This window comes from Rhizobium sp. YAF28 (assembly GCF_052113285.1).
GTDB lineage: Bacteria > Pseudomonadota > Alphaproteobacteria > Rhizobiales > Rhizobiaceae > Rhizobium.
Window position 1 is genome coordinate 336,368 of record NZ_JBFRCX010000007.1, and the last position, 25,550, is coordinate 361,917.

28 protein-coding genes are annotated in these 25,550 nt (G+C 59.2%); 9 read left to right on the plus strand and 19 right to left on the minus strand.

Annotation, left to right across the window (positions count from 1 at the left end; all coding sequences use genetic code 11):
• Nucleotides 1-180: 180 nt before the first annotated feature.
• Nucleotides 181-1,287: a helix-turn-helix transcriptional regulator gene (locus AB4Z13_RS18505; protein WP_442206472.1), complete on the plus strand. Its 1,107-nt coding sequence runs from the start codon at nt 181-183 to the stop codon at nt 1,285-1,287.
• 9 nt (nt 1,288-1,296) lie between these two features.
• Here AB4Z13_RS18505 and AB4Z13_RS18510 read toward each other — a convergent pair whose 3' ends face one another.
• Complete coding sequence (locus tag AB4Z13_RS18510; protein ID WP_442206473.1) at nt 1,297-1,917, minus strand: TerC family protein; 621 nt, start codon at nt 1,915-1,917, stop codon at nt 1,297-1,299.
• 184 nt (nt 1,918-2,101) lie between these two features.
• On the opposite strand from AB4Z13_RS18510, the gene AB4Z13_RS18515 reads away from it, so the two are divergent.
• Entirely contained in the window at nt 2,102-2,275 is a 174-nt protein-coding gene (locus tag AB4Z13_RS18515; protein ID WP_007817547.1) for a DUF1328 domain-containing protein, read from the plus strand.
• Nucleotides 2,276-2,331: 56 nt separating this feature from the next.
• Here the strand turns inward: AB4Z13_RS18515 and AB4Z13_RS18520 are convergent, their stop codons facing one another.
• The 3 genes from AB4Z13_RS18520 to AB4Z13_RS18530 all read right to left on the minus strand — a co-directional run bounded on the left by AB4Z13_RS18520 (nt 2,332) and on the right by AB4Z13_RS18530 (nt 4,296).
• Nucleotides 2,332-2,775 (minus strand): DoxX family protein, encoded by a 444-nt coding sequence (locus AB4Z13_RS18520; protein ID WP_442206492.1) that lies wholly within the window; start codon nt 2,773-2,775, stop codon nt 2,332-2,334.
• A gap of 62 nt (nt 2,776-2,837) precedes the next feature.
• On the minus strand, nt 2,838-3,302 hold the full coding sequence (locus AB4Z13_RS18525) for a tetratricopeptide repeat protein (protein ID WP_442206474.1): 465 nt from the start codon (nt 3,300-3,302) through the stop codon (nt 2,838-2,840).
• Between the two features lie 19 nt (nt 3,303-3,321).
• A complete protein-coding gene (locus AB4Z13_RS18530) occupies nt 3,322-4,296 on the minus strand; it encodes an MBL fold metallo-hydrolase (protein WP_442206475.1) in 975 nt (324 codons plus the stop codon).
• 296 nt (nt 4,297-4,592) lie between these two features.
• Here AB4Z13_RS18530 and AB4Z13_RS18535 point away from each other — a divergent pair, with 296 nt between their 5' ends.
• Both AB4Z13_RS18535 and AB4Z13_RS18540 read left to right on the plus strand, forming a co-directional pair.
• Nucleotides 4,593-5,348, plus strand: coding sequence for a sigma-70 family RNA polymerase sigma factor (locus AB4Z13_RS18535; RefSeq protein ID WP_442206476.1), 756 nt, complete (start codon nt 4,593-4,595; stop codon nt 5,346-5,348).
• Nucleotides 5,345-6,145, plus strand: coding sequence for an anti-sigma factor family protein (locus tag AB4Z13_RS18540; RefSeq protein WP_439016643.1), 801 nt, complete (start codon nt 5,345-5,347; stop codon nt 6,143-6,145). The genes AB4Z13_RS18535 and AB4Z13_RS18540 overlap by 4 nt, the downstream gene beginning before the upstream one ends.
• On the opposite strand, the gene AB4Z13_RS18545 is transcribed toward AB4Z13_RS18540, so the two are convergent.
• Both AB4Z13_RS18545 and tal read right to left on the minus strand, forming a co-directional pair.
• A complete protein-coding gene (locus AB4Z13_RS18545) occupies nt 6,142-6,810 on the minus strand; it encodes a DUF1345 domain-containing protein (protein WP_113325734.1) in 669 nt (222 codons plus the stop codon). The two genes, AB4Z13_RS18540 and AB4Z13_RS18545, sit on opposite strands and share 4 nt — an antisense overlap.
• Nucleotides 6,811-6,907: 97 nt before the next feature.
• Nucleotides 6,908-7,873 (minus strand): transaldolase, encoded by a 966-nt coding sequence (gene tal / locus AB4Z13_RS18550; RefSeq protein WP_439016644.1) that lies wholly within the window; start codon nt 7,871-7,873, stop codon nt 6,908-6,910.
• A 446-nt stretch (nt 7,874-8,319) separates the two neighbouring features.
• Between tal and AB4Z13_RS18555 the strand changes: the two genes are divergently transcribed.
• Nucleotides 8,320-9,303, plus strand: a complete 984-nt coding sequence (locus AB4Z13_RS18555; protein ID WP_037103335.1) for a sugar-binding transcriptional regulator — start codon at nt 8,320-8,322, stop codon at nt 9,301-9,303.
• A 24-nt stretch (nt 9,304-9,327) separates the two neighbouring features.
• Here AB4Z13_RS18555 and AB4Z13_RS18560 read toward each other — a convergent pair whose 3' ends face one another.
• Entirely contained in the window at nt 9,328-10,200 is an 873-nt protein-coding gene (locus AB4Z13_RS18560; RefSeq protein ID WP_113324996.1) for a bifunctional helix-turn-helix domain-containing protein/methylated-DNA--[protein]-cysteine S-methyltransferase, read from the minus strand.
• A gap of 83 nt (nt 10,201-10,283) precedes the next feature.
• Nucleotides 10,284-10,781: a DUF2244 domain-containing protein gene (locus tag AB4Z13_RS18565; RefSeq protein ID WP_442206493.1), complete on the minus strand. Its 498-nt coding sequence runs from the start codon at nt 10,779-10,781 to the stop codon at nt 10,284-10,286.
• A gap of 22 nt (nt 10,782-10,803) precedes the next feature.
• On the opposite strand from AB4Z13_RS18565, the gene nth reads away from it, so the two are divergent.
• On the plus strand, nt 10,804-11,586 hold the full coding sequence (nth, locus tag AB4Z13_RS18570; RefSeq protein WP_442206477.1) for an endonuclease III: 783 nt from the start codon (nt 10,804-10,806) through the stop codon (nt 11,584-11,586).
• On the opposite strand, the gene AB4Z13_RS18575 is transcribed toward nth, so the two are convergent.
• A complete protein-coding gene (locus AB4Z13_RS18575) occupies nt 11,551-12,129 on the minus strand; it encodes a TetR family transcriptional regulator (protein WP_442206478.1) in 579 nt (192 codons plus the stop codon). The genes nth and AB4Z13_RS18575 overlap by 36 nt on opposite strands.
• Before the next feature lie 81 nt (nt 12,130-12,210).
• Here AB4Z13_RS18575 and AB4Z13_RS18580 point away from each other — a divergent pair, with 81 nt between their 5' ends.
• Nucleotides 12,211-12,636, plus strand: a complete 426-nt coding sequence (locus AB4Z13_RS18580; RefSeq protein ID WP_442206479.1) for a VOC family protein — start codon at nt 12,211-12,213, stop codon at nt 12,634-12,636.
• Here AB4Z13_RS18580 and AB4Z13_RS18585 read toward each other — a convergent pair.
• Nucleotides 12,633-13,346: a sulfate transporter family protein gene (locus tag AB4Z13_RS18585; RefSeq protein WP_442206480.1), complete on the minus strand. Its 714-nt coding sequence runs from the start codon at nt 13,344-13,346 to the stop codon at nt 12,633-12,635. The genes AB4Z13_RS18580 and AB4Z13_RS18585 overlap by 4 nt on opposite strands.
• Nucleotides 13,347-13,581: 235 nt before the next feature.
• Here AB4Z13_RS18585 and AB4Z13_RS18590 point away from each other — a divergent pair, with 235 nt between their 5' ends.
• Entirely contained in the window at nt 13,582-14,436 is an 855-nt protein-coding gene (locus tag AB4Z13_RS18590; RefSeq protein ID WP_113325001.1) for a MurR/RpiR family transcriptional regulator, read from the plus strand.
• A gap of 1 nt (nt 14,437) precedes the next feature.
• Here AB4Z13_RS18590 and AB4Z13_RS18595 read toward each other — a convergent pair whose 3' ends face one another.
• From AB4Z13_RS18595 to AB4Z13_RS18635, 9 genes are all read right to left on the minus strand, one after another.
• A complete protein-coding gene (locus AB4Z13_RS18595; protein WP_442206481.1) occupies nt 14,438-16,021 on the minus strand; it encodes an FGGY-family carbohydrate kinase in 1,584 nt (527 codons plus the stop codon).
• On the minus strand, nt 16,021-16,710 hold the full coding sequence (locus AB4Z13_RS18600) for an HAD family hydrolase (RefSeq protein ID WP_442206482.1): 690 nt from the start codon (nt 16,708-16,710) through the stop codon (nt 16,021-16,023). The genes AB4Z13_RS18595 and AB4Z13_RS18600 overlap by 1 nt, the downstream gene beginning before the upstream one ends.
• Nucleotides 16,711-16,801: 91 nt before the next feature.
• Nucleotides 16,802-18,283, minus strand: a complete 1,482-nt coding sequence (locus tag AB4Z13_RS18605) for a mannitol dehydrogenase family protein (RefSeq protein WP_442206483.1) — start codon at nt 18,281-18,283, stop codon at nt 16,802-16,804.
• 103 nt (nt 18,284-18,386) lie between these two features.
• Nucleotides 18,387-19,385, minus strand: a complete 999-nt coding sequence (locus tag AB4Z13_RS18610) for an ABC transporter ATP-binding protein (protein ID WP_113325005.1) — start codon at nt 19,383-19,385, stop codon at nt 18,387-18,389.
• Nucleotides 19,386-19,403: 18 nt separating this feature from the next.
• Entirely contained in the window at nt 19,404-20,234 is an 831-nt protein-coding gene (locus tag AB4Z13_RS18615; RefSeq protein ID WP_113325006.1) for a carbohydrate ABC transporter permease, read from the minus strand.
• A gap of 1 nt (nt 20,235) precedes the next feature.
• Nucleotides 20,236-21,108: a carbohydrate ABC transporter permease gene (locus AB4Z13_RS18620; RefSeq protein WP_113325010.1), complete on the minus strand. Its 873-nt coding sequence runs from the start codon at nt 21,106-21,108 to the stop codon at nt 20,236-20,238.
• Nucleotides 21,109-21,241: 133 nt separating this feature from the next.
• Nucleotides 21,242-22,552, minus strand: a complete 1,311-nt coding sequence (locus AB4Z13_RS18625; protein ID WP_113325011.1) for an ABC transporter substrate-binding protein — start codon at nt 22,550-22,552, stop codon at nt 21,242-21,244.
• Nucleotides 22,553-22,697: 145 nt separating this feature from the next.
• Nucleotides 22,698-23,651 (minus strand): sugar-binding transcriptional regulator, encoded by a 954-nt coding sequence (locus AB4Z13_RS18630; RefSeq protein ID WP_439016650.1) that lies wholly within the window; start codon nt 23,649-23,651, stop codon nt 22,698-22,700.
• Nucleotides 23,652-23,750: 99 nt separating this feature from the next.
• The gene (locus AB4Z13_RS18635) at nt 23,751-24,329 is read right to left on the minus strand and encodes an exopolysaccharide biosynthesis protein (RefSeq protein ID WP_439017281.1); all 579 of its coding nucleotides are present in this window, start codon (nt 24,327-24,329) and stop codon (nt 23,751-23,753) included.
• A gap of 261 nt (nt 24,330-24,590) precedes the next feature.
• On the opposite strand from AB4Z13_RS18635, the gene AB4Z13_RS18640 reads away from it, so the two are divergent.
• Nucleotides 24,591-25,502 (plus strand): ROK family protein, encoded by a 912-nt coding sequence (locus AB4Z13_RS18640; RefSeq protein ID WP_439016651.1) that lies wholly within the window; start codon nt 24,591-24,593, stop codon nt 25,500-25,502.
• Nucleotides 25,503-25,550 lie beyond the last annotated feature (48 nt).

A 25,550-nucleotide genomic window follows, 5' to 3' on the forward strand; every position in this document is an offset into this window, starting at 1 on the left:
CAGAAGCGTCTTAATCTTCTTCAAAAGTCACTGCCGCCATCAGTGACTTTTGTCACTTTGTCACAATACAACTGCAGATACTATTTCTGAGCGTGGAATTGCCGTTTCGCTATATATGGCAACCCGCGATAAACGTGGTTCTTCACTGGATCAAAGAAATCGGTCAGGCATTACTTACCCATGGCGACGCGCATCGACATCTCCGAGCTCGAAACGGCCCTGGACGGATTGCTGGAATCCGCTCTGGTGCCGGCAAGCTGGGAGCGCACGCTGGAGCAGATCAGCGGCGCCACCGGCTCCATCGGCACGCATATCATGCCGGTGCGCGGGAAATTCCCCTCCGGCTTCCTGAGCACGCCGAATCTGCTGGAGGCCTTCCAGGTCTATTTTGACGAAGAATGGTACAAGCGCGACTTCCGCGAACGCGGCCTGGCGGTTGCGATGGCCAAGGGGGTCATCATCGAACACGACATCGCCGGCGATGAGGAGTTCAACCATCAGATCTTCTATACGGAGTTCCTGGCCCGCTTCGGCTTCCGCTACTCCGCCATGGTGGGCTTCACCTCCGGCGATACGATGCTAAGCATCAACCTGCAGCGTCGCATTCAAGACCAGCCGTTCGATCGCGATGACGAGCGCTTGCTCATAAAGATGCAGTCGAAACTGACCGCCGCAGCCGAGATCATTCGCGCGCTGCATGTCGCCAAGATCGACAGCATGAGCGAGGCATTTGAGCTCGCCGGCACTGCCGTGGTCTTCTTCGATCGTTTTGGCCGCATCACCCGGCTGAACCAGCGCGCTGAGATGCTGCTCGATGGCAATATCCGGGTTCTCGATCGGGAGCTCGTTGCTCTCAGTCAGGAGGAGACGGGGCTCCTGCGCCGCCATCTGCAGGCAATCCTTTCGAAGGAGCCTTTCACCAATCCGGCCGTCTCCACGCCGGTTCTGTTTTCCCGCCCGGGAAAGGCGCCGCTGATAATCCGTGCTCAGCGACTGAACGGAGTACCGGCCGAACTCTTCTCGCATTCCGCCGCCGTCGCCATCATCACGGATCTCTCCGAACGCGCGGCCCCGAGCCGCGATCTGCTGCGCCGGCTCTTTTCGCTCACTCCTCAGGAAACGACGGTAGCGCGCCTGCTGATGGATGGTTCGTCGCCGCGCCAGATCGCCGAAATATCCGGCCTGACTTATGAGACAACGCGCGGCTACGTGAAGAAGGTTCTCGCCAAGACTGGCACACAGCGCCAGTCCCAGCTTATCTCCCTGCTCTCAAGCCTGAAAATCTAGACCCGGTTATTAGGCCTGACCGTAGAGCGCAAGCAGCTCAATGCCGCCTTCCCATATCATGTCGAACGCCACATAGACGATGATGGCAAGGCCGATCCAGCCGATCCAGCGGAAGCGGTTGAGCAGCTTTGCCACGAAGTTGGATGCGACACCCATGAGGACGACGGAAAGGATAAGGCCGAAGATCAAGGCATTCATGTTCGACTTCGCAGCACCGGCAACGGCCAGGACGTTGTCGAGCGACATGGAAAGATCCGCAAAGATGATCTGGCCGATCGCCTGTCGGAAAAGCTTCGGCTTGTGAGCGTGGTGACCGGCTTCCTGCCCAGTCCCTTCTTCCTCTGCCTCGCGCAATTCCCTGAACATCGTCCAGCAGATCCACAGAAGCAGCAGACCTCCGACGAGATTGATGCCCTTGATGACGAGCAACTGCGCGGCAATGACGGCGAAAACGATGCGGATAACGGCGGCTGCGGCAATGCCGGTGACGATCGCCTTGCCGCGCAGCTCGGTGGAAAGGCCTGCAGCTGCCATACCGATAACGACCACATTGTCCCCTGATAGGATGATGTTGATCATGATGACTTCGAGGTAGGCGGAAATGACCTGGGGGTCCAGAAAAGCGTGCATGGAGGGTGGCTTTCGTCGATGGGGCAAATCGATGATGATCCCTTCAAACAGATCGAGACACCTTTGAAAAGCCCTTGCAGGCCGGAGCAGCACGCCTTCAAGGATTGCCGTTCCATTCTAACCGATCTGGAACAAAATCAGTTTTGGCGCGTCTTCTTCCGGCAATCACGGAAGGAAGATATCCATGTTAAAATGGGCTCTTATATTTCTGGTAATTTCTATCGTCGCCGGCTTTTTCGGCTTCTCCGGCATCTCCGCGGCGACCGCGACGATCGCCCGCGTGCTCTTCGGCATATTCCTCGTCGTCTTCCTGATCTTCCTCATCCTGGCCTTGATGGCAGGACAGGCGATCTTCTAGCCACGGGGCTATGCCAGATGGCATAACGACGACGGCAGCTTTTCAAAACAAGTTCGCTACAGCACCGCCGTCAGCCAGGGATGCATTCCCTTAACCCGCCTTTTCATGAGATTGTCGATAGACACCGATCCTGCACCCGAAACCGCAAGCACGAACATGCCGCCGGCAATTGCGAGATCCTTCTCGAAATGCAGCAGTTCGTTCTGGTTCGCGAAGTTGGTGTGGAACAGAAAAGCCGTCGCGAGGCAGAACAGCCCGAGGGCCACCGCACCGAGCCGGCTGAGGAAACCGGCAGCAATAGAAAGGCCGGCACCGAGCTGCAGAGCAATGACGGCAAACGTCACCAGCGCCGGCAGGCCAAGCTTTTCGAAGATAGCAAGCGTCGCGGTGATGTCTGAGATGAGCGACGAACCCTCATGCAGGAAGATCAGGGATAGGAGAAGCCTACCCAGAAGAAGAATGAGATCGGCCAGCCGAGGCCAGCTTGCAGCGTTTTCCATCATATCCTCCACTTTATCACGAGCAGGCGGCGAACCGCCTGCTCCTGCCGTTGATATGTCGGTCACTTACCGCCCTTTGCGGCGATGGCTCCCTGAAGGTCTTCGAGCTCCTCGCAGCCGCCGGGGCAAAGCTGTTTAAGGACCGCCACCTGCTCTTCAGCCTTCGCCATATCGCCGGTCTCGACATAGAGTTCACCGAGATATTCGCGTGCCGCCTTATGATCGGGCTGAAGCTCCAGCGCCTTGGTATAATAGGTCAGCGACGTCCGGTAATCACCGGTCTTGCGCAGCGTGAACCCCATCAGATTGTAGACGTCCGCCTGCTGATTATCTTCGGCAAGATCGCGCAGCTCTGCAAGCGCGCCGGTATAGTCCTTGGCGTCGATCTTGGCCCGCACCGCAGTCAGGTCCGGAGCGTCGGTCGACTCCATGTTGTCGACGGCGAAGGCTGGAAATGCGGTGACCGCGGAAAAGCCGGCGGAAATGGCGCAAACCCAGATGAATCCCAGAATTGCATACTTCATCATTGTAACCTCCTTCGGCCTTTCAGGCCTGGATTGTTGGGGTGAACGCATAGGCGCTTCCGTCCTTGACGAAGGTGCCCGAGCCGGGAAACGGGAAGTGGGAGCCGCAGATCGCGATATTGTCGGCAATGACGCGATCGATGAGACGGCGACGCGTGTCGATGGCTGTCGGCCCGTCCTGGTCGTAGCTGCCCTGCCATTCGGGATGCGGGGCAAGCAGCGCCGGCACATACATGATGTCGGCGGAGACGAGCAGTTGCTTGTTGCCCGAGGTGACAAGGTAGGTCGAATGGCCGGGCGTGTGGCCGGGCGCTGAAAGCAGCCTGATGCCGGGAGCAACCTCGGCCCCGTCATCCACCAGCTTCCAGTTCTTCCACGTCGGGAAAACGGCGGCGATGCGCTTGCCGGCCGGCTTCCGACCTTCAGCGAGCTTCTCGACACGACCCGGTGCCGTCCACCAATTATATTCAGCAGCATTGACGATGAGTTCGGCATTCGGGAAGACCGGATTGTTCGTTCCCTTTTCCATCAGGCCCCAGACATGGTCCGGATGGAAATGCGAGATCATGATCGTATCGATCTTCTTATAATCGATACCGGCCGCCGCCATATTCGCCGGAAGATGTGTGGCATTTTCCTGCCATTGACCGACGCCTGAGCCGGCATCCATCATGATCAGCCGCCCGCCGACTTTCAAAACGACCACCGTCAGCGGGATCGGCATGAATTCGGTCGTCAGCCCTGCCTTGGAAAGCGCCTCTTTGGTATCCCCGATCGAGGCGTTCTTGATGAATGCAGGATCATGCGGTTTTTTCCAGATGCCGTCATAGATCGCCGTAACCTCGATATCGCCGACCTTGTATTTATAAAAGCCGACCGTCGGCTCCAACGGTGTCGCGGCAAGTGCCGGCATGACGAATTCGAGCTTCGATGACAGGCCGAATGCAGCCGCAGCAGCGGCCGATCCCAGGACGGCGCGACGTGACATGGTAAACATGAATATGCCTCCTCTTGTTGATGGTATTTCGACTGGCGAAGACTGCAATTCATCTGACGCCCTCGCTGACGAACTAGATCGCCAGCGGGGCGCTGTTATTCCCGGCCCGAACGATATTTTCGACAAGCCATTGAAAATGCTTTGTTATTTTAACGGCGCACATCTTTCGTACCGCTGCGTGCAAATAAACCGGCGCTATTTGGAATAAAATCGCGCGCCGATCGGTCTAGACTGCAAGGGACCCGCATGTGACCGCGGCTCTCGCGTGCAAATCGGCTGCTGTTGAAGCAGGGAAGATGATGACAAACGCTCAGATCACCTATCCCGTCGGATCGCTCGACTGGATGCTGCTGCTCAATCGGCCGCTGCCAGAGACACGCATTCGAACATCAGCGCTGGCAACGCTTTTGGCGGGCGCTGTGCGGCTGTTCCACCTTATGGCAGCTGAAAAATCGGCCGACAGCCGTATCACGTCGAAGGACGATGCGACCGCGCAGCATGAATTCATGCAGCGCTTCAAGCACGTGATCGTTCCGCACTTGGACGCGGCCTATAATTTCGCCCGCTTCCTCAGCCGCGATGCCGAGGCCGCGCAAGATATCGTCCAGGAAGCATTCCTGCGAGCCTACCGAAATTTTGAGACCTATCGCGGCGGCGATCCGCGTTCCTGGCTCTTTGCGATCGTCAGAAACTGCTGCCACGTCTGGCGCCAGCAGGATCGTCGCAAGACACATTTCGAGCGGCATCTTGACGACGCCGATGGTGCCGACCCCGATGAGGATCAAGGCTACCAGATCGCTTCGGAAGAAGATTCTCCGGAGACGGCGATGATCCGGGCAAGCGAGCAGCGGCGTGTACGATCCGTCATCAGCAAGCTTCCGGAAACGATGCGGGAGATCCTCGTCCTGCGTGAACTCGAAGATCTCTCCTATCGGCAGATCGCCGAAATCATCGATGCACCGATCGGCACCGTCATGTCGCGCCTTGCGAGAGCACGGCGCGAATTCGCCGACATCTGGGATGCATGCAACAAGAGCGAGGCGGCAGGATGAGTGAAGCCCATCAGAAAGGCTGCCCCGAATGGCGCATCATGCTGCATGGTTTTATCGACGGCGAACTCGACTCCGTTCATGCAGCACAGTTCGAGGATCATCTGGCGACCTGTGAAAATTGCCGGGCGGAGATGGAAGGGGTCGCTGCCGTGAGGAAGATCATCGATCAGGATGGCGTGCGATGGAGGCCGCCGGAGGCTCTGCGTTCACAGGTACTTTCCATGCTGTCTTTCGAACAGACGGCGGCGAGCTCCAGCCTGCCGGTGCCACGCCAAGCGCCTTTCCGGCGCCGCACTTTCGACTTCATCCGGCAATGGAGCTTCGTACCGTCCTTGGCGGTGCTCGCGGCAAGTGCTTTTCTGTTCGTCAATGCGCCGTCGCAGACCCTGATCCTGCAGGACGAGATCATGGCAAGCCATGTTCGATCCATGATGGCGGATCATCTGACCGACGTCCTGACCTCGGATCAGCACACGGTAAAGCCTTGGTTCAATGGCAGGATCGATTTTTCGCCGCCCGTCAGCGATCTCGCCAAGGATGGTTTCCCGCTGGTCGGCGGACGTGTCGATTATATCGGCGGCCGTGCCGTCGCCGCTCTCGTGTACAGACGCCATGGCCATGTCATCAACCTGTTCATTTGGCCTGCGGCTTCAGGTGCCCAAACGACAACGGAGCACGACGGCTACAACATGGTGCAATGGTCGGATGGCGGACTGACGTTCTGGGCGATTTCGGATGTCGCCTCTGGTGACCTTGCGGAGTTCGAGAGCTTCTTCCGGTCTGCAGCAAGGCTCTAAAGCAGGCTTGCGCCAACATTGATCGCAAGTGCCAGAATGGTGGTGTTGAACAGGAACGACAGGAGCGCATGCAGCAGGGTGAACTTGCGCATCCTCGTCGAGGTCACTGCTACATCGGCCGTCTGCGCCGCGACACCGATTGTGAAGGAGAAATAGAGGAAGTCCCAATAAGCGGGCTCCTCGATTCCATCAGGGAATTTAAGCCCTTCGCACTTATCCGAGCCGCCGTAGAAATAATGGGCATAATGGATCGTGAAAAGCGTGTGCAGGAAAAACCAGGAGATCAGGATAGTCAGGATCGCCGCAGCCGCACGCCACAGCGCGACATCTGCCGGTGCATCCTTGATCGAATGGAGCTCGATACCGATTCCGGCAATACTGGCGAGAGCCGCTGCGATTGATAGGAAGAGCAGGAAAGTATCGGAAAAATCGAGATCTTCCGATCGCTTCTTGATGCTCTCAACGGTCGCGCGAAGCATCTTGCGCCAGCTCAGCCCGATGAAGAAGATCGCCGAGGCATTCCAGCCGAACAGGATGTTGCTGGCGCTGACCTCCCGCGAGGTCAGCAGTAGAAACACGATGAAACCGCCGAGCACCGAAAGGAAGAAGCTTGCATGCTTGTAGACAATCGAGACCAGCGAATTTCCGTCATCCTCGTCAGCCACCACGATACTCCTGCCTCTATGCCCTTGATATCAACATGAAAAAGGCGCGGATGCCAGCGGCACCCGCGCCTTTCATCAAAGTGCGGCTTGCGCGGCCTTACGCAGCAGCGAGCTGCAGCTCCTTGCGGACCTGACTGCGCAGCGTGCCGAGATCCTTTGCGAATGCGCGAATGCCTTCTGCGAGCTTTTCGGTCGCCATGGCATCTTCGTTCATCATCCAGCGGAAGGTCTTCTCGTCGACCGTGATCTTTGGCTCGGCCTTCTTGGTTTCCGGCGACAGCTTGCGCTCAAGCTTGCCCTGATCGTTGGACAGTTCGTCGAGCAGGTTCGGAGCGATCGTCAGGCGATCGCAACCGGCCAGCGCTTCGATTTCGCCGGTGTTGCGGAAAGAGGCGCCCATGACGACCGTCTTGATGTCATTGGCCTTGTAGTAGTTGTAGATGTCGCGGACGGACAGAACGCCCGGATCTTCCTCGGCGGTGAAATCCTTGCCGGTCGACTTCTTGTACCAGTCGAGGATACGGCCGACGAAGGGCGAGATCAGGAATACGCCGGCGTCAGCGCAGGCAATTGCCTGAGCCTTCGAGAACAGCAGCGTCAGATTGCAATCAATGCCTTCCTTCTGCAGGACTTCCGCTGCGCGAATGCCTTCCCAGGTGGAAGCGAGCTTGATGAGGATGCGGTCCTTCTCGATACCGCGCTCCTTGTAGGCCGCGATGATGCTGCGTGCCTTCTTCAGCGACGCTTCCGTATCGAAGGAGAGATCGGCATCGACTTCGGTCGAAACGCGACCGGGGACGAGCTTTACGAGGGCTGCGCCAACGGAGATCGCGAGGCGATCGGCAACGGCTGCGGCCGTAGCATCGGCATTACCGCCGAGCTTCTTGCCCCAGGCGATCGCTTCCTTCATGTCGTCGGCAAACATGTCGGTGCCGAGCGCCTTGAGAACGATGGAAGGGTTGGTCGTGCAATCAACCGGCTTCAGGCGAGCGACAGCCTGGATATCGCCGGTGTCGGCGACGACGGTTGTGATCTCGCGGAGTTGGTCAAGCTTGGATGTCATGGTCAAATTCCTTTGTGAACTTGGGCTGCGGACCGGCGCGAGTTCCGCCCGGCAAAGAGGTGATCTAAGGACAGATGGTTTGCATACAGCAGGCGAATAGTCGCGCGTCCGTCACGGGTGAGTCGTAAACGTGAGAGACACTGGCGGTGTTCCCGGGGGCGGGGCTCCCAACGCCGGAATACGACGAGCACATCGCAAGCGATGCCGCCTGCGGCTTAAAGGCCGGTCGAGACTTTCCGCATGCCCGCACATTGTCCTCCTCGGACGGACAAGAACGATGTTGTCGACCCTGACTATCGCCGCTCCGGCAACGAAAAGTCAAGGACATTTGTGCATTTCAATTGACATAAGTGTCACACCCGGCATTATCGCGGGAACAAAGCCGATGCCACAACCTTATGCTATCGATAGCAAAGATCTAGGGCGAAATCGGCGCGGGAGGAGATGTGGTCAAGCTGAAACGCGGCACGCATACTGCTTATTCCGAAGCCTCCTCGCTTCGGCTGCGGGCTGCATGGCTCTATTACAATGAAGGCCTGACCCAGAAAGATGTTGCCGAACAGCTCGGCATCAGCCGCACGACCGTCATCCGCCTACTCGACGAGGCGATGAAGCGCAGCGAAGTTCAGATATGGATCAACGACTCGATCGGCGACTGCGTGGAGCTTTCGGTCAAGCTGGAACGCGCCTATGGCCTCGATGAGGCGATCGTCGTGCCGGAACCCGCCAATTGTGACGTGAATTCACTGGCAAAGAATGTCGGTCTGGCGCTCGGCCAGTTCCTGTCGGAAGCCATTCCGGACGATTATACGATCGGCGTCGGCTGGGGCCGCACCATGACGGCCTCTCTCGCAAGCTTCCGGCCGCCACGACGCGACAATTGCAAGATCGTCTCCCTGCTCGGCGGCATCGTCGCCGTCCACCAGACAAACCCAATCGACTACACCTGGCGCCTTGCCAATCAGCTCGGAGCGGAATGTTATATGTTCCTTGCGCCGCTGCTCGTCGATTCCACCGAGACCAAGCGCAACCTCATCGAAAAATGCGGGCTCGATACGATCTATCGGCTGGCGGAAAACCTTGATCTCGCGATCGTCAGCTGCGGCGATATAGGCCCGCATTCGACGTCGCTGTCCGAGGGATGGATTTCGAAGGCCGAACTGCAGCAGCTGATTGATGCCGGCTGTGTCTGCGACACCATGTTCAACTTTCTGGACAAGGACGGCAATTCCGTCGACCACTCGATCAATCAGCGGGTGATGTCGGTGGATCTCGATACGCTGAAGGAGGCGAAACACATCGTACTGTCCTCCGGCGGCGCGCATCGTGCGGTCGCGATCCGCGCAACGATCAAGCGCATCGGCTGTAATACGTTGATCACCGACGAGAGCGCGGCAAAGGCACTGCTGGAACTCGCCGAAGCCGCCTGAACGGCTTCGGCTGATCCCAATCGCTCAGGCGTGTGCCGATTCCCAGCCAAGCATGGCCCGTTTGCGGGTCAGACCCCAATGGTAACCGGTCAATGCTCCGTTTTTCCCGAGCGCGCGGTGGCAGGGCACGACGAAGGAAATCGGATTGGCCCCGACTGCTGCACCGACCGCGCGCATGGCAGTCGGCCGGCCGATGTCCTTGGCAATATCGCTGTAGGTCACGGCTTTGCCGAAGGGGATTTTCAGAAGGCTCTGCCAGACGCTGACCTGGAAATCCGTTCCGATCAGCACGACCCGCAACGGCTGGTCCGACGTCCAACGGCCCGGCTGGAAGATACGCTCGGCATAAGGCGCCGTCGCTTGACGGTCTTCCACATATTCCGCATTCGGCCAACGGCAGGTCATATCCTCAAGGCAGGCCTTCTCATCACCGGAATCGCTGAAGGCGAGGCCTGCGAGGCCGCGGTCTGTCACCATGACGAGGGCCGTCCCGAAGGGGCAGGTGTGGAACCCGTAGCGGATCGTCAGCCCGCCGCCCTTCGCCTTCCATTCGCCCGGAGACATTGCCTCGTGTGTCACGAACAGGTCGTGCAGGCGGCTGGGACCGGAAAGACCCACCTCGATGGAGGTTTCGAGCAGCGGCATTTCTTCCTTGCGCAGCAGCCGCTTGGCGTGGTCGAGCGTCACGGCTTGCAGGAAGGCTTTCGGCGAAAGGCCGGCCCAGCGGGTAAAGGTCTTCTGGAGCTGCGTCGGCGACTGGTGCAGCCGAGCGGCAATCGCTTCCAGCGACGGCTGGTCGCGATATTCCTCGCTGATGAGTTCGATGACCTGACGGACGATATCGTAATCAGGGCCATCAGGAGTGATATCTGTGTCGAGCTTCGCGATCATGTTCATCGTCTTTCTCCTTTACAAAGGAGATAATCAAGGGCGGGCAGCCAAACCACCCGTTTCTTGCGCCCCGATTCTTACGCAATGCCTCAGATACGCTGTTTTACCGTTGCCAGCGCGCGCTTGAAAGCCTTGGCGAAGCTCTCCCGATCGTCGGGATTGAGGAAGGAGCCGACATCCGTACGTTTGCCCCCCCCGAAAATATGCATGGAGAGAATGCCGATTTCCTGATGCCGCCGCACGAGGAAGCGCGTCCAGAATGGATTGAAGTGGTGCTCGATCATACGGCCGGACGGAGAGAACTTGCGCACGGACACATCTGTGCGCGAAACCGTCACCTCTTCCCGCACCCTGCCGGATCGGTAGCTCAGCCAGAAGGCGCCGTAGAGCAGCAGGAAATCCAGCCCGAAAAAGAAGCCGATCGGCCAAGCACCGGTGACGATGAAAAACATGCCGTACACGAAGCAGATGGCGCCGGAAACACTGAGCAACACCTTGAAGCCCTTCCGGCCGAGCGAGCGGTAGGGAAAGAGTTCGGCTGCGAAAACAGGCTGATCGTTACGGCTGTCGGCGTTGCTTTCCATCATGGCCAGTGAGTATAGATTTTCCATGACGAATCCGAAACTCAAATCCGTTACCAAATCGTCGCAAAACTCGAATGTGATCGTCCGCCGCAAGCCGGCGGCGGCGGTGAAAACGGCCTATTCATTAGCCGAGCGCGAGGAGATCTTCCGCCGTTTCTCCATCCAGCGTCCGGAGCCGCGAGGTGAGCTGGAACACACCAATCCCTTCACCCTCGTCGTGGCAGTGGCACTCTCTGCGCAAGCGACAGATGCCGGCGTCAACAAGGCGACTCGCGCGCTCTTCAAGATCGCTGATACGCCGCAGAAAATGCTCGATCTTGGCGAGGAGAAGGTTCGCGAATACATCAAGACGATCGGCCTATACCGCAACAAGGCGAAGAACGTCATCGCGCTTTCGCAGATGCTGGTCGATGAATTCGGCGGCAAGGTGCCGGAGACGCGCGAGGAACTGGTTCGCCTGCCGGGCGTCGGCCGCAAGACCGCCAATGTTGTGCTCTCCATGGCCTTCGGCCAGGCGACGATGGCGGTTGACACCCATATCTTTCGCATCGCCAACCGCATCAGGCTCGCACCTGGCAAGACGCCGGACGAGGTTGAAGACCGGCTGATGAAGGTGGTGCCGAAGCAATACCTTTATCACGCCCATCACTGGCTCATCCTGCACGGCCGCTATACCTGCAAGGCCCGTCGCCCGGAATGCGAGCGCTGCGTCATCGCCGATATCTGCAAATCGCCGGAGAAGAGCAGCGATATCCCCGCACCATTGGTCGAGTTACCGCCGCAGGTGATCGGCGAGGCTGTCGAGTAAGGTAGCTATCGCCTGCTCGTAGTCCTCACGACTGCCGCCTGCTTCGATGGCGATCGCCGCGCGATCGAAAGCCGCTGACAGCATCGTCGTCAGTGGTCCGAGCAAAGCACTGGCCTGCGGCAGCAAGGCTTCGAGCCCTGTCCTCAATGTCGCCTCCGCATTCTCGGCATCGATCTGCGCAGTCGCGGGCAAGCCGATGACCGCCGGCGCCTCAAGCAGAAGCAGTCGCGTCCGCCCTTCCACTTCCATTGCATCGAAATAGGCCGCGGCGCCTTCAAGCAGTGCGTCACGCGGTTCGATTTGACGCTTTGTGCGCCGCTCGATTTCGTCGGCGACATCGGTCGCCTCCCTTTCGATCACGGCCCGAAAGAGCGCTTTCTTGTCTTCGAAGTGATGATAGAGCGCACCGCGCGTGACACCGGCCTCTACAACGATATCGGGCGTGGCCGTCTCGGCATATCCCTTCTCGACGAAAAGCCGCCGCGCGGCATCCATCAGGGCCTGCCTGGTCTGTTCGGTTCTTTCGCGATTGCTGCGGCTCATCGCTCCTCTTTACATACAATCTGCCTGTATGTTAAATACAAAAACATACAATGTGTACGTAAAATCAAAAGGAGGAAAAGGATGAAATCGACGAGCTACTATCCCGTCATCATGACGGATAACGTTGCCGGCACGGCTGCCTTCTATTGCCGCCATTTCCGTTTCCAGCCACTCTTCGAAAGCGACTGGTACGTTCATCTGCAATCGACGGAGGATGAGCATGTGACACTCGCCGTGCTCGACGGCAGCCACGAAACCATCCCGGCTGCGGGCCGCGGCAAGGTTTCCGGCCTGCTCCTGAATTTCGAGGTCGAGGACGTGGATGCCATCTATGCCGCCTGCACGGAGGCAGGCCTGCGGATCCTCCGGGAGATCCGCGACGAGGATTTCGGCCAGCGCCATTTCATCACCGCCGACCCGAATGGCGTGCTGATCGATATCATCAAGCCGATCCCGCCGAGTGCAGAATTTGCGGCGATGTATGATGCCGCAGCGCTGCCCAGCTAGACCTTGAAACCGGGATCGCGAGCCGAAACCAGCTTGTGCAGATGTACCATCATGCCTGCGGCAAAGAGCGGCGTGAGCAGATTGACAATGGGAATCGCCAGGAAAAGTGCAATCATCAGACCGCCAAGAAAGACGGTCGAACCATGCTTGGCGCGAAACAGCCGCGCCTCCGGCGGCGAACGGAAGCGCATCGCCGCGAACTCGAAGAATTCCCGCCCGAGCAGATAGCCGTTCACGAGGAAGAAGGCCACGAGATTGACGCCGGGAATGAAGAGCAGGAAGAGCGCGATAATATTGCCGATGATCACGACGCCGAGGAATTTGATCGAGCTCGCCATCGCAGGGCCGAGCGGCATGGCCTTGCCCAGCGCATCCTGTGGATAGTCCCTTTTTTCGATCACCTCGGCGACATCGTCGAGAAAGAGGCCGGCAATCAGCGCCGTAACCGGCGAGAGCAGCAGCGCCAGCCCGAGCGCAAGGCCGATCCCGGCGGCGACAAGGAAAACGAAGCTGAGCCAACCGGCCCAGTCAGGCATCTCGGGAAAGAACCCGACCACCCAGGGAAATACAAAACTGATGAACAGGCCGCGCAGCGCAAACCACAAGCCAATCAACACCAGCACCGTCAGTCCGAGAACCTTCCAGAAAGCCGACCGGGTCTCCGGCGCAAACAGGTTGGCAAGCGAAAGGCGAGCGGCGTCAAGGATCATTCTCTGGCGTCTCCGTTACGCAGCGTGATGTAGGGAGCCGGCGTCCTCCCGGCAAGTCAGTTGAAAATTACATGCTTGAATAGAAAACTTGTCGAAAATTACATGCTAATATATAGTTCTCAATGTTGGAAATACGTGTGGGCCTAAGAAGAGCTTCCGGACAATATTAAGAAACAAGGATTCGGCTCTGCATGAATCCACGGAAGGCCTCTGAGGAAATGGGGGAGGCTGCGACGTGGAAGATTTTGTAGAGAAACTTAGGCAATACGCGAAATCCGGCACGCCCGCCGAACGACGAATCGCGAAATATTTCACCGAACATTTGAACGACCTGCCGTTCGAAACCGCTGCGTCGGTTGCCGACCGGCTTGATCTTTCGCCGATGACGGTCGGCCGTTTCCTGCGAGCGCTCGGCTACCAGGGCCTGGACAGCGTCAAGGTGGAGATCCGCGAGACGGCAACGACCTCACCCGTCCAGTTCCAGAGCGCGATGACGGAGCTGCAGACGGATGCGTCGGAAGGCAAGCCGCTCGCCGTTCTCGTGGCGGAGCAGATACAAGCGCTGCATCACATCTATCATCTGACCGCACAGCCGCATTGGAGTGAAGCCGTCGCGATGATCGGCGCCTCCAGAGAGGTTTTCGTCGCCACCCATGCCAGACTCGCCGGCTTCTCCAATCATTTCTGCCAGCGACTGACCCTGGCCCGCGACAGCGTGCGTGCGATCGACGGCGCGGGTAACCGCTTCGCGGAGCTTTTCGCCCGTTCCTTCGTCGAGGACGCCGTGCTCGTCATCATCGATTGTCGGCGCTTCGCCAGGTCACGGCTGCTTGCGCGCACTGCCCGGCGTTACGGCTACAAGGTGATCCTGATTTCCGCGCAGCATGCGGACTGGCTGCCCGAACAGTCAAACGTCGTCCTGCCTTTGCCGCCTGCCCGCGCGCCCGACATGGATAACCTGCCGCCGCTGATCGCCTTGCTCGATTGTCTGTCCGAGGCGGTCATTTTGGGCGCCGGCGAAGAGGCAAGCCAACGCCGCCGACGCATGGTGGAATTTGCAACTATCCTCGGCGAAACGGCAAATCGCTAAACTATTCCACCGCTTCCAGTTCCGCCCGATGGCGATACATGGCAAGAAATCGGCGATAGTCGTGATCGTAAAGCGCCTGCTTGCTCCTGTCGGGAAGCCGCACAGAGCCGCCAGGATACATCGCCTTGCCAGCCGTCGCCAAATCCTTGTGTAAGCCGCACGCAACCGATGAGGCGATCGCGGTGCCGAGCAGTACCGCCTCGTTCATGTCAGGTACGATGACCTTGCAGCCCGTCACATCCGAATAGAGCTCCATCAGAACGGGGTTCTTCACATGCCCGCCGGCCACATGCAGCGTATCCGGCACGTAGCCGTGATCTCTCATCTTTTCGAGGATGTGGCGGATGCCAAGCGCAATTCCGACCGCGGTCCGCCAATAGAGCGCACAGAGCCCGTCGAAGGAGGTATCGAGCGTCAGCCCGCTGATGACGCCGACAGCATGCGGATCGGCCAGTGGCGACCGATTGCCGTGAAAATCCGGGAGAATGAAGATCCGTGCACCGAGCGTGTCACCCTCTTCTGTTCTGAGTTCGGCGATGCGGGCGACGATCCTCTGGTGCAGCGCCGCAGTCGGTTCACCACCCGCCGCGTGCATGCGCACGATATGATCGAGCAGCGCACCGGCGGCCGATTGGCCAGCCTCGACGAGCCACGATTGCGGAAAAACCGCCTCGTAATAGGGCCCCCACATTCCCTCGCTCGGCTTCCGCTCAAGGGAAAAGGCGACGATGCAGCTCGATGTCCCTGCAATCAGCGCAAGCTGCTGCTCGAGCTTTGCCGGATCGCCGGCATAGCCGCTGAGTGTGCCGAGCGCGCCGGCATAGGCATCGATCATCCCGGACGAAACATGGCAATCGGTGGTCAGGCCCAACGCTTCGGCAGCCCGCGGCGTCAGCTTGCCGATGCTCTCCCCAACGGCCACTGTCTCCTCAGGCAGCCTGCCGCGCAGCAATAAATCCTCAAGACCGATCTGCTGCAGGAAATCCTGCTGCCAGCCCCTTTCCTTATGAGCTAGGTAATTCCATTTGGCCGTCAGCGTGCAGCGGGATCGGACAGCCGAGCCGGTTGCCTTCCAGGTCAGGAAATCGGCAAGGTCGAAGAAGTATCCGGCTTTCTCCCAGGTCGCCGGCAGTTTCTTCTTCAGCCAGATCAGCTTCGGCATTTCCATTTCCGGCGACATGACATTGCCGGAATGTTCCAGCACTTCATGCTTCGTCGCCGTACAGAAATCGGCTTCCTTCAGGGCCCGATGATCGAGCCACACGATCGTATCGAACCGCGTCTCACCGCCGGTGGAAACGCTGATCTGCCTGCCTTCGGTATCGCGCACCACAAGCGAACAGGTGGCGTCGAAACCGATCGCGCCGATTGCGGCAGCCCCAATGCCTGACTGGTCCATAGCTGTACGCACGGCAGTGCAAACGGCCGACCAGATATCCTCGGAATCATGTTCGGCATGGTTCTCGCGCGGCCGGTTCATGACGATCGGATGCTCAGCCTTGGCAAGCAGGCGGCCATGCGTATCGAAGACACCGGCGCGTGCGCTGCTCGTGCCGACATCCACCGCAACCACATGATCACGCATCAATGCTGAGTCCCGTCCAGCTTTTGTTTGCGGACAAGGTGTATCAATTCCGGCATGGCGTCAAACACGACTTCCGGTGAAAGACGGTCGAGTTCCTCACGGTAGCCGGCAAAGTTTGCGTGCGAGCCGCCGGTAAAGGCAAAGACCGTCATGCCCGCCGCCTTGGCTGCAGCAATACCCGCCGGACTGTCCTCGATGACGATGCAGTCACGGGGTTCCACATGCATCTGGTCGGCCGCATAAAGGAAGAGATCAGGCGCCGGCTTGCCGCGCTTGACCATGGTGGCGCTGAAGATGTTCGGCAGCTTCGGAAGCAGTCCGGTGACAGAGAGTGACAGTTTGATCCGCTCGACCTGGCTGGACGATGCAACACAGCAAGGAACGCCAAGCGCATCGATCGTATCGCCAATGCCCGGCATGGCCTTCAGCTCAGTGCGGAAACGGGCATAGAGATTGGTGCGGATGCTTTCCAGGAATTCCTCGTTGGCATGCACGTTGAATTCCGTCTCCAATATGGAGATGAGGGTTGCGAGGCTCTTGCCGAGGAAGCGTTCATAGGCCTCGTCCTCGGTAATCGCCACGCCGAGATCGGCCATCGCCTTGATGAGAACGCTGATCGAAATCGGTTCGCTGTCGACGAGCACGCCGTCGCAATCGAAAATGACCAGCCGTGGTTCAGCATCAGCCATGGAAGACCCAACCTGAGTTCAGTTCGGACGCAACCGTCCTGCTTTGTCCGCAAGGCCGGGATGGCGGCAGAAACGTCGCCACCGTGATTCTTTACACTGCGAGCTTGCCGTCGAGATAGAGCTGCAACGTTTCCTTCGTGCCCTTTTCCCACAAGGTTTTCAGCGCGTGGGTGAAACGTTTGCGGAAAAGATCTGATTTCGCCACGTCGCCGAAAATATCGTCGAAGACGAGGAAGGCTGCCGGATCGTCCTTTGCCTTCACCGCCGCCTCATGCAGACGGTCGGCACTGGCATCGTTGAAGACGATCTCCTTGCCGCTGTCGCTCTTGCCGAAGAAGTAGCGGCACCATAGCGCCGAGACGAGCGCGAGGCCGACGACATCTCTGCCCTGGCGCAGATTGTCGAGCGTCGAGGGCAGGATGAATTTCGGCTGGCGGTTGGAACCGTCCTGCGCCAGGCGCGGGATCGTGTCGGCGATTTTCGGGTTGAGGAAGCGGCGCTCGATCAGCTTGAAATAATCGGCGAGCGACGTATCCGGCACCGGCGGCACGATCGGGATGATTTCCTCGTTCTCGAGCTTGGCGAGGAAGGCGCGGATCAAATCATTCTCCATCGCCTCATGCACGAAATGAATATCCATCAGCGCCGCCGGATAGGCGATCGTCGCATGGCCGCCATTGAGGATTCGGATCTTCATATGCTCATAGGGCGTGACATCGGGCACGAAGGTAACCCCGACCTTCTCAAGCGCCGGGCGGCCCATCGGGAACTTGTCTTCCAGCACCCACTGCTTGAACTCTTCGCAATAGACCGGCCAGTTGTCCTCGATATCGAAATTCTCCTTGAGGAAATCGATCTCGCGCTGGCTGGTTGCCGGCGTGATGCGGTCCACCATGCCGTTCGGGAAAGAGACATTGGTCTTGATCCAGTCGGCAAAAGCCGGATCAGAGAGCTTCGCCGTGCCGACGACGGCATTCGCAGTGACGACGCCATTATGGGGAATGTTGTCGCAGGACATGACGGTGAAGGGCGCGATGCCCTTGTCTTTACGCGCCTTCAGGCCGGCAACGATCAGGCCGAAGACCGTCTTCGGTATCGCCGGGTTCTGTCCGTCGGCGGCAATCGCCGGATGCGCCGGATTGAACTTGCCCGAGGCATCGATGAAGTAACCGCCTTCGGTGATCGTCATTGAGACGATCCGGATCTCACGATCGGCAAGCTTGGCGATGACAACAGCGGGTTCACCGACCGGCAGAATATCGATCATCGGCCCAGTCACCCGCGCCGCCGTCTTGTTGTTGTCCTGCTCGACGACGGTCGTCAGGAAATCCTGCGCCGCGAGCTTGTCACGCATGGCCGCATCCGAAGGCAGCACACCGGCGCCGATGATTGCCCAATCGTGGTCACTGCCGGCGTTGAAGAGGTCGTCGAGATAGATCGCCTGGTGGGCACGATGAAAATTGCCGACGCCGAAGTGCACGATGCCGGCTTTCAGCGACGCCCGGTCATAGGCCGGAATGGCTGCAGTCTTTGCTGCCTCGGCGAGCGTTGCCAGCGATAATTTGCACGTCATGTTTCAGTCCTCTTGAAGGTCTTGCGAAAGGGCTTTCGTCCTCCCGGTAGCGCGGCCGGACGAGAGCGCCCGGTCCGCATGTCTGCCCCCAGCCGCGGCCGCCTCAGATGGCGAGGCCGCTCTCGTTGAATTTATGAATGCGCGTCTTGTCCGGCGTCAGGTAGACCGTGTCGCCGGCCTTGGAAGCAAAATCGCCGTTGCTGCGCGCCGTCACCATCCCGATACCCTCGACATCGACATGCAGGAACGTGTCGGAGCCGAGATGTTCGGCCACCATGACCCTGCCCTTCCAGTCGCCACTTTCGGTCGACAGCAGCACATGTTCGGGACGGATGCCGATCGTGTGCGCATTGAGCTGCGCAGCATTCTGCCCCTTGATGAAATTCATCTTGGGCGAGCCGATAAAGCCTGCAACGAAGAGGTTTCGCGGGCTGCGGTATAGCTCCAGCGGCGAACCGACCTGCTCGATATTGCCCCTGTTGAGCACCACGATCTTGTCGGCCATAGTCATGGCTTCCACCTGATCGTGGGTGACGTAGACCATCGTCGTCTTGAGTTGCTGGTGCAGCTCGCTGATTTCAATGCGCATGTTGACGCGCAGCGCCGCATCGAGGTTCGACAGCGGCTCGTCGAAGAGGAAGGCCGAAGGCTGGCGCACGATAGCGCGGCCGATGGCGACACGCTGACGCTGGCCGCCCGAAAGCTGGCGCGGCTTGCGATCCAGATAGTCGCCGAGATTCAACACGCGGGCGGCATCGTCCACCTTGCGGTCGATCTCTGTCTTGTCCATGCCCGCCATCTTCAGCGGGAAGGCGATGTTGTTGCGCACGCTCATATGCGGGTAGAGCGCATAGGACTGGAACACCATCGCCAGACCCCGCTCGGATGGCGCCTTCTCGGTCGCATCCTTGCCGTCGATGACGATCTTGCCGCCGGAGACATCTTCGAGGCCGGCGATCAGGCGCAGTAGGGTGGACTTCCCGCAGCCCGACGGGCCGACGAAGACAACGAACTCGCCGTCCCTGATATCGAGATCGATCGAAGGGATGACCTTGGCCTCGCCGAAGACCTTCGAAACCTTTTGAAGGGTAATGCTGCCCATGTTTCTCTCCCTATGATCTTATTTCACCGCGCCGAAAGTCAGGCCGCGGACAAGTTGTTTCTGGCTGAACCAGCCGAGGATGAGGATCGGCGCAATCGCCATGGTCGAAGCCGCCGAAAGCTTGGCATAGAACAGACCTTCCGGGCTCGAATAGGAGGCGATGAAGGCCGTGAGCGGTGCCGCCTTGGAGGCCGTGAGGTTAAGCGTCCAGAACGCTTCGTTCCAGGCAAGGATAATGTTGAGCAGCAGCGTCGAGGCAATGCCCGGCACCGCCATCGGCGTCAGCACGTAGATGATTTCCTTGGCGAGCGAGGCGCCGTCCATGCGGGCGGCTTCCAGGATTTCTCCGGGGATTTCCTTGAAGTAGGTGTAGAGCATCCAGACGATGATCGGCAGGTTGATCAGCGTCAGAACGATCACCAGACCGGTGCGCGTATCGAGCAGGCCCGAATTGCGGAACATGAGGTAGATCGGGATGAGCGCGCCGACGGGCGGCATCATCTTTGTCGACAGCATCCACATCAGCACATCCTTCGTCCGCTTGGTCGGCGCAAAGGCCATGGCCCAGGCGGCCGGAATGGCGATGATGAGACCGATCAGCGTCGAGCCGAAGGAGATCACCACGGAATTCATGAAGTGGCTGAGATAGTTTGAGCGGCTCTGCACCTCCGCATAGTTCTCCGTCGTCCAGTGGAAGAACAGGAACTGCGGCGGCGAGGCGATGGCATCCGCCTCCGTCTTGAAGCTCGTCAGGAACGTCCAGAGGATCGGGAAGAAGATCAGGATGCCGAGTGCCCAGGCGATCGCGGTCATGATGACCTTGCGTTGGGTAGTAACCTTCCTAGCCATCTTAAGCCTCCAGATTCTTGCCGACGAGGCGGACGAGGAAGATCGCGACGATATTGGCGAGCACGACGGCAACGATGCCGCCTGCGGATGCCCCGCCGATATCGAACTGCAGCAGCGCCTGGACATAGACGAGATAGGTGAGGTTCGTGCTCTGCGTGCCCGGACCGCCATTGGTGGTAACCAGGATTTCGGCAAAGACCGACAGCAGGAAGATCGTCTGGATTAGGATGACCACGGTGATCGCGCGGGCCATGTGCGGCAGGATGATGTAGATGAACTTCGAGATCGGGCCGGCGCCGTCCATTTCGGCGGCTTCCTTCTGCTCTTCGTCAAGCGACTGCAGCGCGGTGAGCAGGATGAGCGTGGCGAAGGGAAGCCACTGCCAGGCGACGATCAGGATGATGGAGAACAGCGGTACGCTGGCCAGCCAGTCGATTGGCTGCAGGCCGACAGCCTTCGCCATATAGGCGAAGAGGCCGTTGACCGGGTTCATGAACATGTTTTTCCAGACAAGGGCCGCCACCGTCGGCATGACGAAAAAGGGCGCGATGACCAGGATGCGCACGATGCCTTGGCCATACATCGGCTGATCGAGCAGCAATGCGAAGAGAATGCCGCCGACCACGGTGATAACGAGCACGCCCGCAACCAGAACCAGCGTGTTGATGAGCGCGGCAAAGAAGGCCGGGTCGGTGAGGAAGTATTGGTAGTTTAAGAGACCGACGAAATTCTCCATGCCCGGGCTGAGCAGATTGTAGTTCAGCAGGGAGAAGTAAATCGTCATCGCCAGCGGGACGATCATCCACGCGAAGAGCAGCACCACGGAAGGTGCTATCATCAGGCGTGCTGCGGAGCGAGTGTGGAACGTTGCCATAGCAATCACCGGTCTGATCTGAAGCGGAAATGGCTGCGAAACAGCTTTGAAAAAAGCGGCCGCCGATGCAGTTCGGGCAATCGGCGGCCCAGAGGTGCGGAATGTCAAGCATTCCGTACGTCTCAGGAGGTTTTTACTTGATGTAACCCGCCTTGGTCATTTCGCGGGTGGTCAGCTGCTGCGCGCTCTGCAGGGCCTGGTCGACCGAGATCTGGCCGGCAAGAGCTGCGGAGAACTGCTGGCCGACAGCCGTGCCGATACCCTGGAATTCCGGGATCGCCACGAACTGGACGCCGACATAGGGAACCGGCTTCACAGTCGGCTTGGTCGGATCGGCGGAGTTGATGCTGTCGAGCGTCATCTTCGCAAAGGGAGCAGCCTTCTGGTAGTCGGCATTCGCATAGAGCGAGCTGCGGGTACCGGGAGGTGCGTTCAGCCAGCCTTCCTTCTCAGCAACGAGGTTGGTGTAGTCCTTGCTCGTTGCCCAGGCGATGAACTTCTCGGCGGCTTCAGACTTCTGAGAGCCTGCCGGGATGGCGAGGTTCCAGGCCCAGAGCCAGTTGCCGCGCTTGCCGAGGCCCTTGTCCGGAGCCAGCGCAAAGCCGACCTTGTCGGCGACCTGCGACTGCTTCGGATCGGCTACGAAGGAGGCAGCAACCGTTGCGTCGATCCACATGCCGCACTTGCCGGTCTGGAAGAGCGCCAGATTTTCGTTGAAGCCGTTGGAAGAAGCACCGGGAGGGCCGGCTTCCTTCATCAGGTTGACGTAGAAGGTCAGCGTGTCCTTCCACTCGGGCTGATCGAACTGCGGCTTCCACTGTTCATCGAACCAGCGGGCGCCGAAGGAGTTCGACATAGCCGTCAGGAAGGCCATGTTTTCGCCCCAGCCGGCCTTGCCGCGCAGGCAGATGCCGTAGATTTCCTTGTCCTTGTTGGTGACCTTCTTTGCAGCATCTGCAATGAAATCCCAGGTCGGCGCATCGGGCATCTTCAGGCCGGCAGCGTCGAACAGGTCCTTGCGGTACATGACCATGGAGCTTTCGCCGTAGAACGGAGCTGCATAGAGCTTGCCGTCCTGGCTGATGCCGCTGCGGATGGCCGGCAGCAGGTCATTCACGTCGTAGCTGTCGCCGAGGTTGTCGAGCGGCAGAAGCCAGCCCTGCTTTGCCCAGATCGGAACTTCATAGGTGCCGATCGTCAGGACGTCGTACTGGCCGCCCTTGGTCGCGATGTCGGTCGTGACCTTCTGGCGCAGAACGTTTTCTTCGAGGGTTACCCATTCAAGGTCGATGCCGGGATTCTTCGCCTTGAAGTCATCCGTCAGCTTCTGCATCCGGATCATGTCGCCGTTGTTCACGGTCGCGATTGTCAGCGTCTCGGCCGAAGCCATGCCGGCAAACGCCATTGCTGAGCAAGCGCCCAGCAGGAAAGTTCTCAATGTCATATCTTCCTCCCAGAAGATGAGTGTGAGCATTCGCTTTGCTCATGGGCAATTACTCATCAGCGGGCAGATTTTGTCAATCGGCAATCGTTGCTGCGACGCCGAACAAAACATCTATCTCATTGATTTAAAGGGAATATATTTTTGCTCAACTACTGAGCAAAAACTCAGCCGTCTCTTCGTCGGTAATCAAACCGTTCACCTGATGGCCTGTGATGGCAGCTCTGATCGCCTTGAACTTGCGCTTGCCCTTGGCAATTCCGATGACCGTGGACGAATCGCGCGGCGGGATGGGAGCAGAAGCAACACGCTCGTTGATCGGGTTGTCGAGCAGCCTGCCGTCCACGTCGAAAATCCAGCCGCAGATCTCACCCACGGCGCCGTCGCGCATCAGTTCCATCATCTCGTCTTTTTCAAGGAAACCATCGACGCAGAGCGGGCCATCGATGCCGAGTTCGCCGATACCGACGAAGGTCACATCCGCCTGCGCGCTGATCGCCAGCGTCGAGCGCACGAGTTGCTGACCGTGCAGAAGCTCCCGCTCCTCCGCCGAGGTGACGAGAACCGGCAGCGGCATCGGATAGTGCCGCGCCTTGACGGCATCGGCCATGCTGAAGATGACGTTGTAATAGGCGGCCGAACCATCCGGCGCGATATTGCCGGTCAGCGAGACGATACGGTGATTGGGACATTCGATCGCCGGCAGCTGGTCGACAGCCGCTTTCAGCGTTCGTCCGGTGCCGACGGCAAGCACGATCGGATCGGGGCGCTTCAGCCAGCGCTCGATTTCGGAAGCAGCCGCTTCGGCAATGCCAACCGTCGTCGACGATGAGCCGGGATCGCTCGGAACGATCTCGACATGCCGCAGACCGAATTTCTTGCGCAGCTGGTTGCCGAGCTCAAGGCAGGCGGCAATCGGATGGTCGAGCCGCACCTTGATCAGCCGCTCGGCCACGGCAAGCGAAACGAGCCGCTGCGCCGACTGGCGCGAAATACCCATCGAGGATGCGATTTCATCCTGTGTGCGGCCGGCGACATAATAAAGCCAGCCGGCGCGCGCCGCATCGTCCAGCCGTCCGGAAGTCTCCGCTCTTTTTACCATCTATCGCCGCCGATTAATTTCTTTGAGTCTATCTGGCGCCAGATCAAAACAAAAATCGGGCAAATGTCGAGGGCGTTGAAAAAATGAGCAGTCGCTTCCTTATCCAAACCACTGCATGACGATGTAGATGGCCGCCTTGACGAGACCGTAGATCACGCCGCCGGCAACGATGAGCGAGACTGCCGTCATGGCAAAGCCGAGAAGCGAGAACAGCCCGTCTCGGCCAAGAATGGCAAAGGCGAAGAGCGAAATCGCAATCGCCGGCAGGATATTGCCGAGCGGCACCGGCAGCACGAGAACGATCGCCAGCACCAGACAGCAGAAGCCAGCCAGATATTCCGCCGGCGGCTCGACGAAAATGCTCAATCGTGGCTGCAGCATGCGCTCCGCCCAGGCAAGCCAGGGATGAATGCGTCCGACGATCGTCTCGAAATCCTCCCGCAGCATGGAGCGCGCCGCAATCGCCTTCGGCAGCCACGGCTTCAGGCCGAAGGTAAGCTGTGCGGCAAGGAAGATCAGCGGTGCTCCGAGCAGCGACGAGGTGCCGGGCGGCGTCGGAAAGGCGTTCGGCAGCGCAAAGATCAGCATCAGCGCGCCGATCGCCCGGTCGCCCATCGTCTGGAACAGGTCGCCGATCGACACGCGTTCGCGGCTTCGATCCGCCGCCATCTGTCGCAGGATGGAAGACAGGCGCTTGCCTTTCGGACGCGGCCTGCGGGCGGTGGTTCTGTGAGTTTCGGTATTTTCGATTGTCATGGATCCGGCGTCGGAAGGGTGAATGATAGGAAGCTTGCCCATGCAATATGCCAATAGCATGACCTTGGCGGATCAAATTATCAGCTCATAACGATCAGGCTTTGTTCATTTATCGAATAATCCTTGTAATTCGCCGCCAAGAGTGCGAGCAGACGCCAAGCACAGACAATTGGCAGACATCAGATGATTATTTCATTCGATATCGGAGGCTCCGCCATCAAGGGCGGGATTGCGCGTTCGGAATCCGACATCGTACCGCTTGGCCGCCGCCCGACTCCCAAGGATGACTTCCCGGCTTTCGTCGAGACGCTGAAGAACATCATCGCCGAGACCGGCGAACAGCCCTTGCGCATTGCTCTCTCGATTGCCGGTGTCGTCGACCCGGACACGCAGCGCCTCATCGTCGCCAATATCCCCTGCATCCACGACCGCAACCTCGCCGCCGACCTGGAGGATGAACTCGGCCTGCCTGTGCTGATCGCCAATGATGCCGATTGTTTCGCCATGGCGGAAGCCGAACTCGGCGCCGGTCGCGGCCATCGTATCGTTTTCGGCGCCATCCTCGGCACCGGCGTCGGCGGCGGCGTCGTCTCAGATGGTCGCCTCATCAATGCGTCGGGCGGCTTTGCCGGCGAGTGGGGCCATGGCCCGATCATCGCATCGCAGGCCGGCACTCCGCCAGTTGCCATCCCCGCCTATGCCTGCGGCTGCGGCCAGAAGGGCTGTGTCGATACCGTCGGCGGCGCGCGTGGTCTGGAACGCCTGCACAAGACGCTGCACGATCTCGACTTCTCCAGCGAGGAAATCATCGCCAACTGGCGCAATGGCGAGGAAAAGGCCAATCGCACGATCGACGTCTATGTCGATCTCGTCGCCTCGCCACTAGCACTCGCCATCAACATCACAGGCGCAACCATCGTGCCCGTCGGCGGCGGTCTTTCGAATGTGGAGCCGCTTCTGGCGGAGCTGGATCAGGCGGTGCGCGCTCGTATCCTGCGGAAATTCGATCGCCCGCTGGTCGTGCGCAGTGAATGCCGTATCGAACCGGGCCTGATCGGCGCGGCCCTTCTGGGCCTCAAGGCTGAAGCTGCATAGTGAAATTCCAATAAAACGGTGCGGCGCTTTGCTGGATCGCGTAGAAAC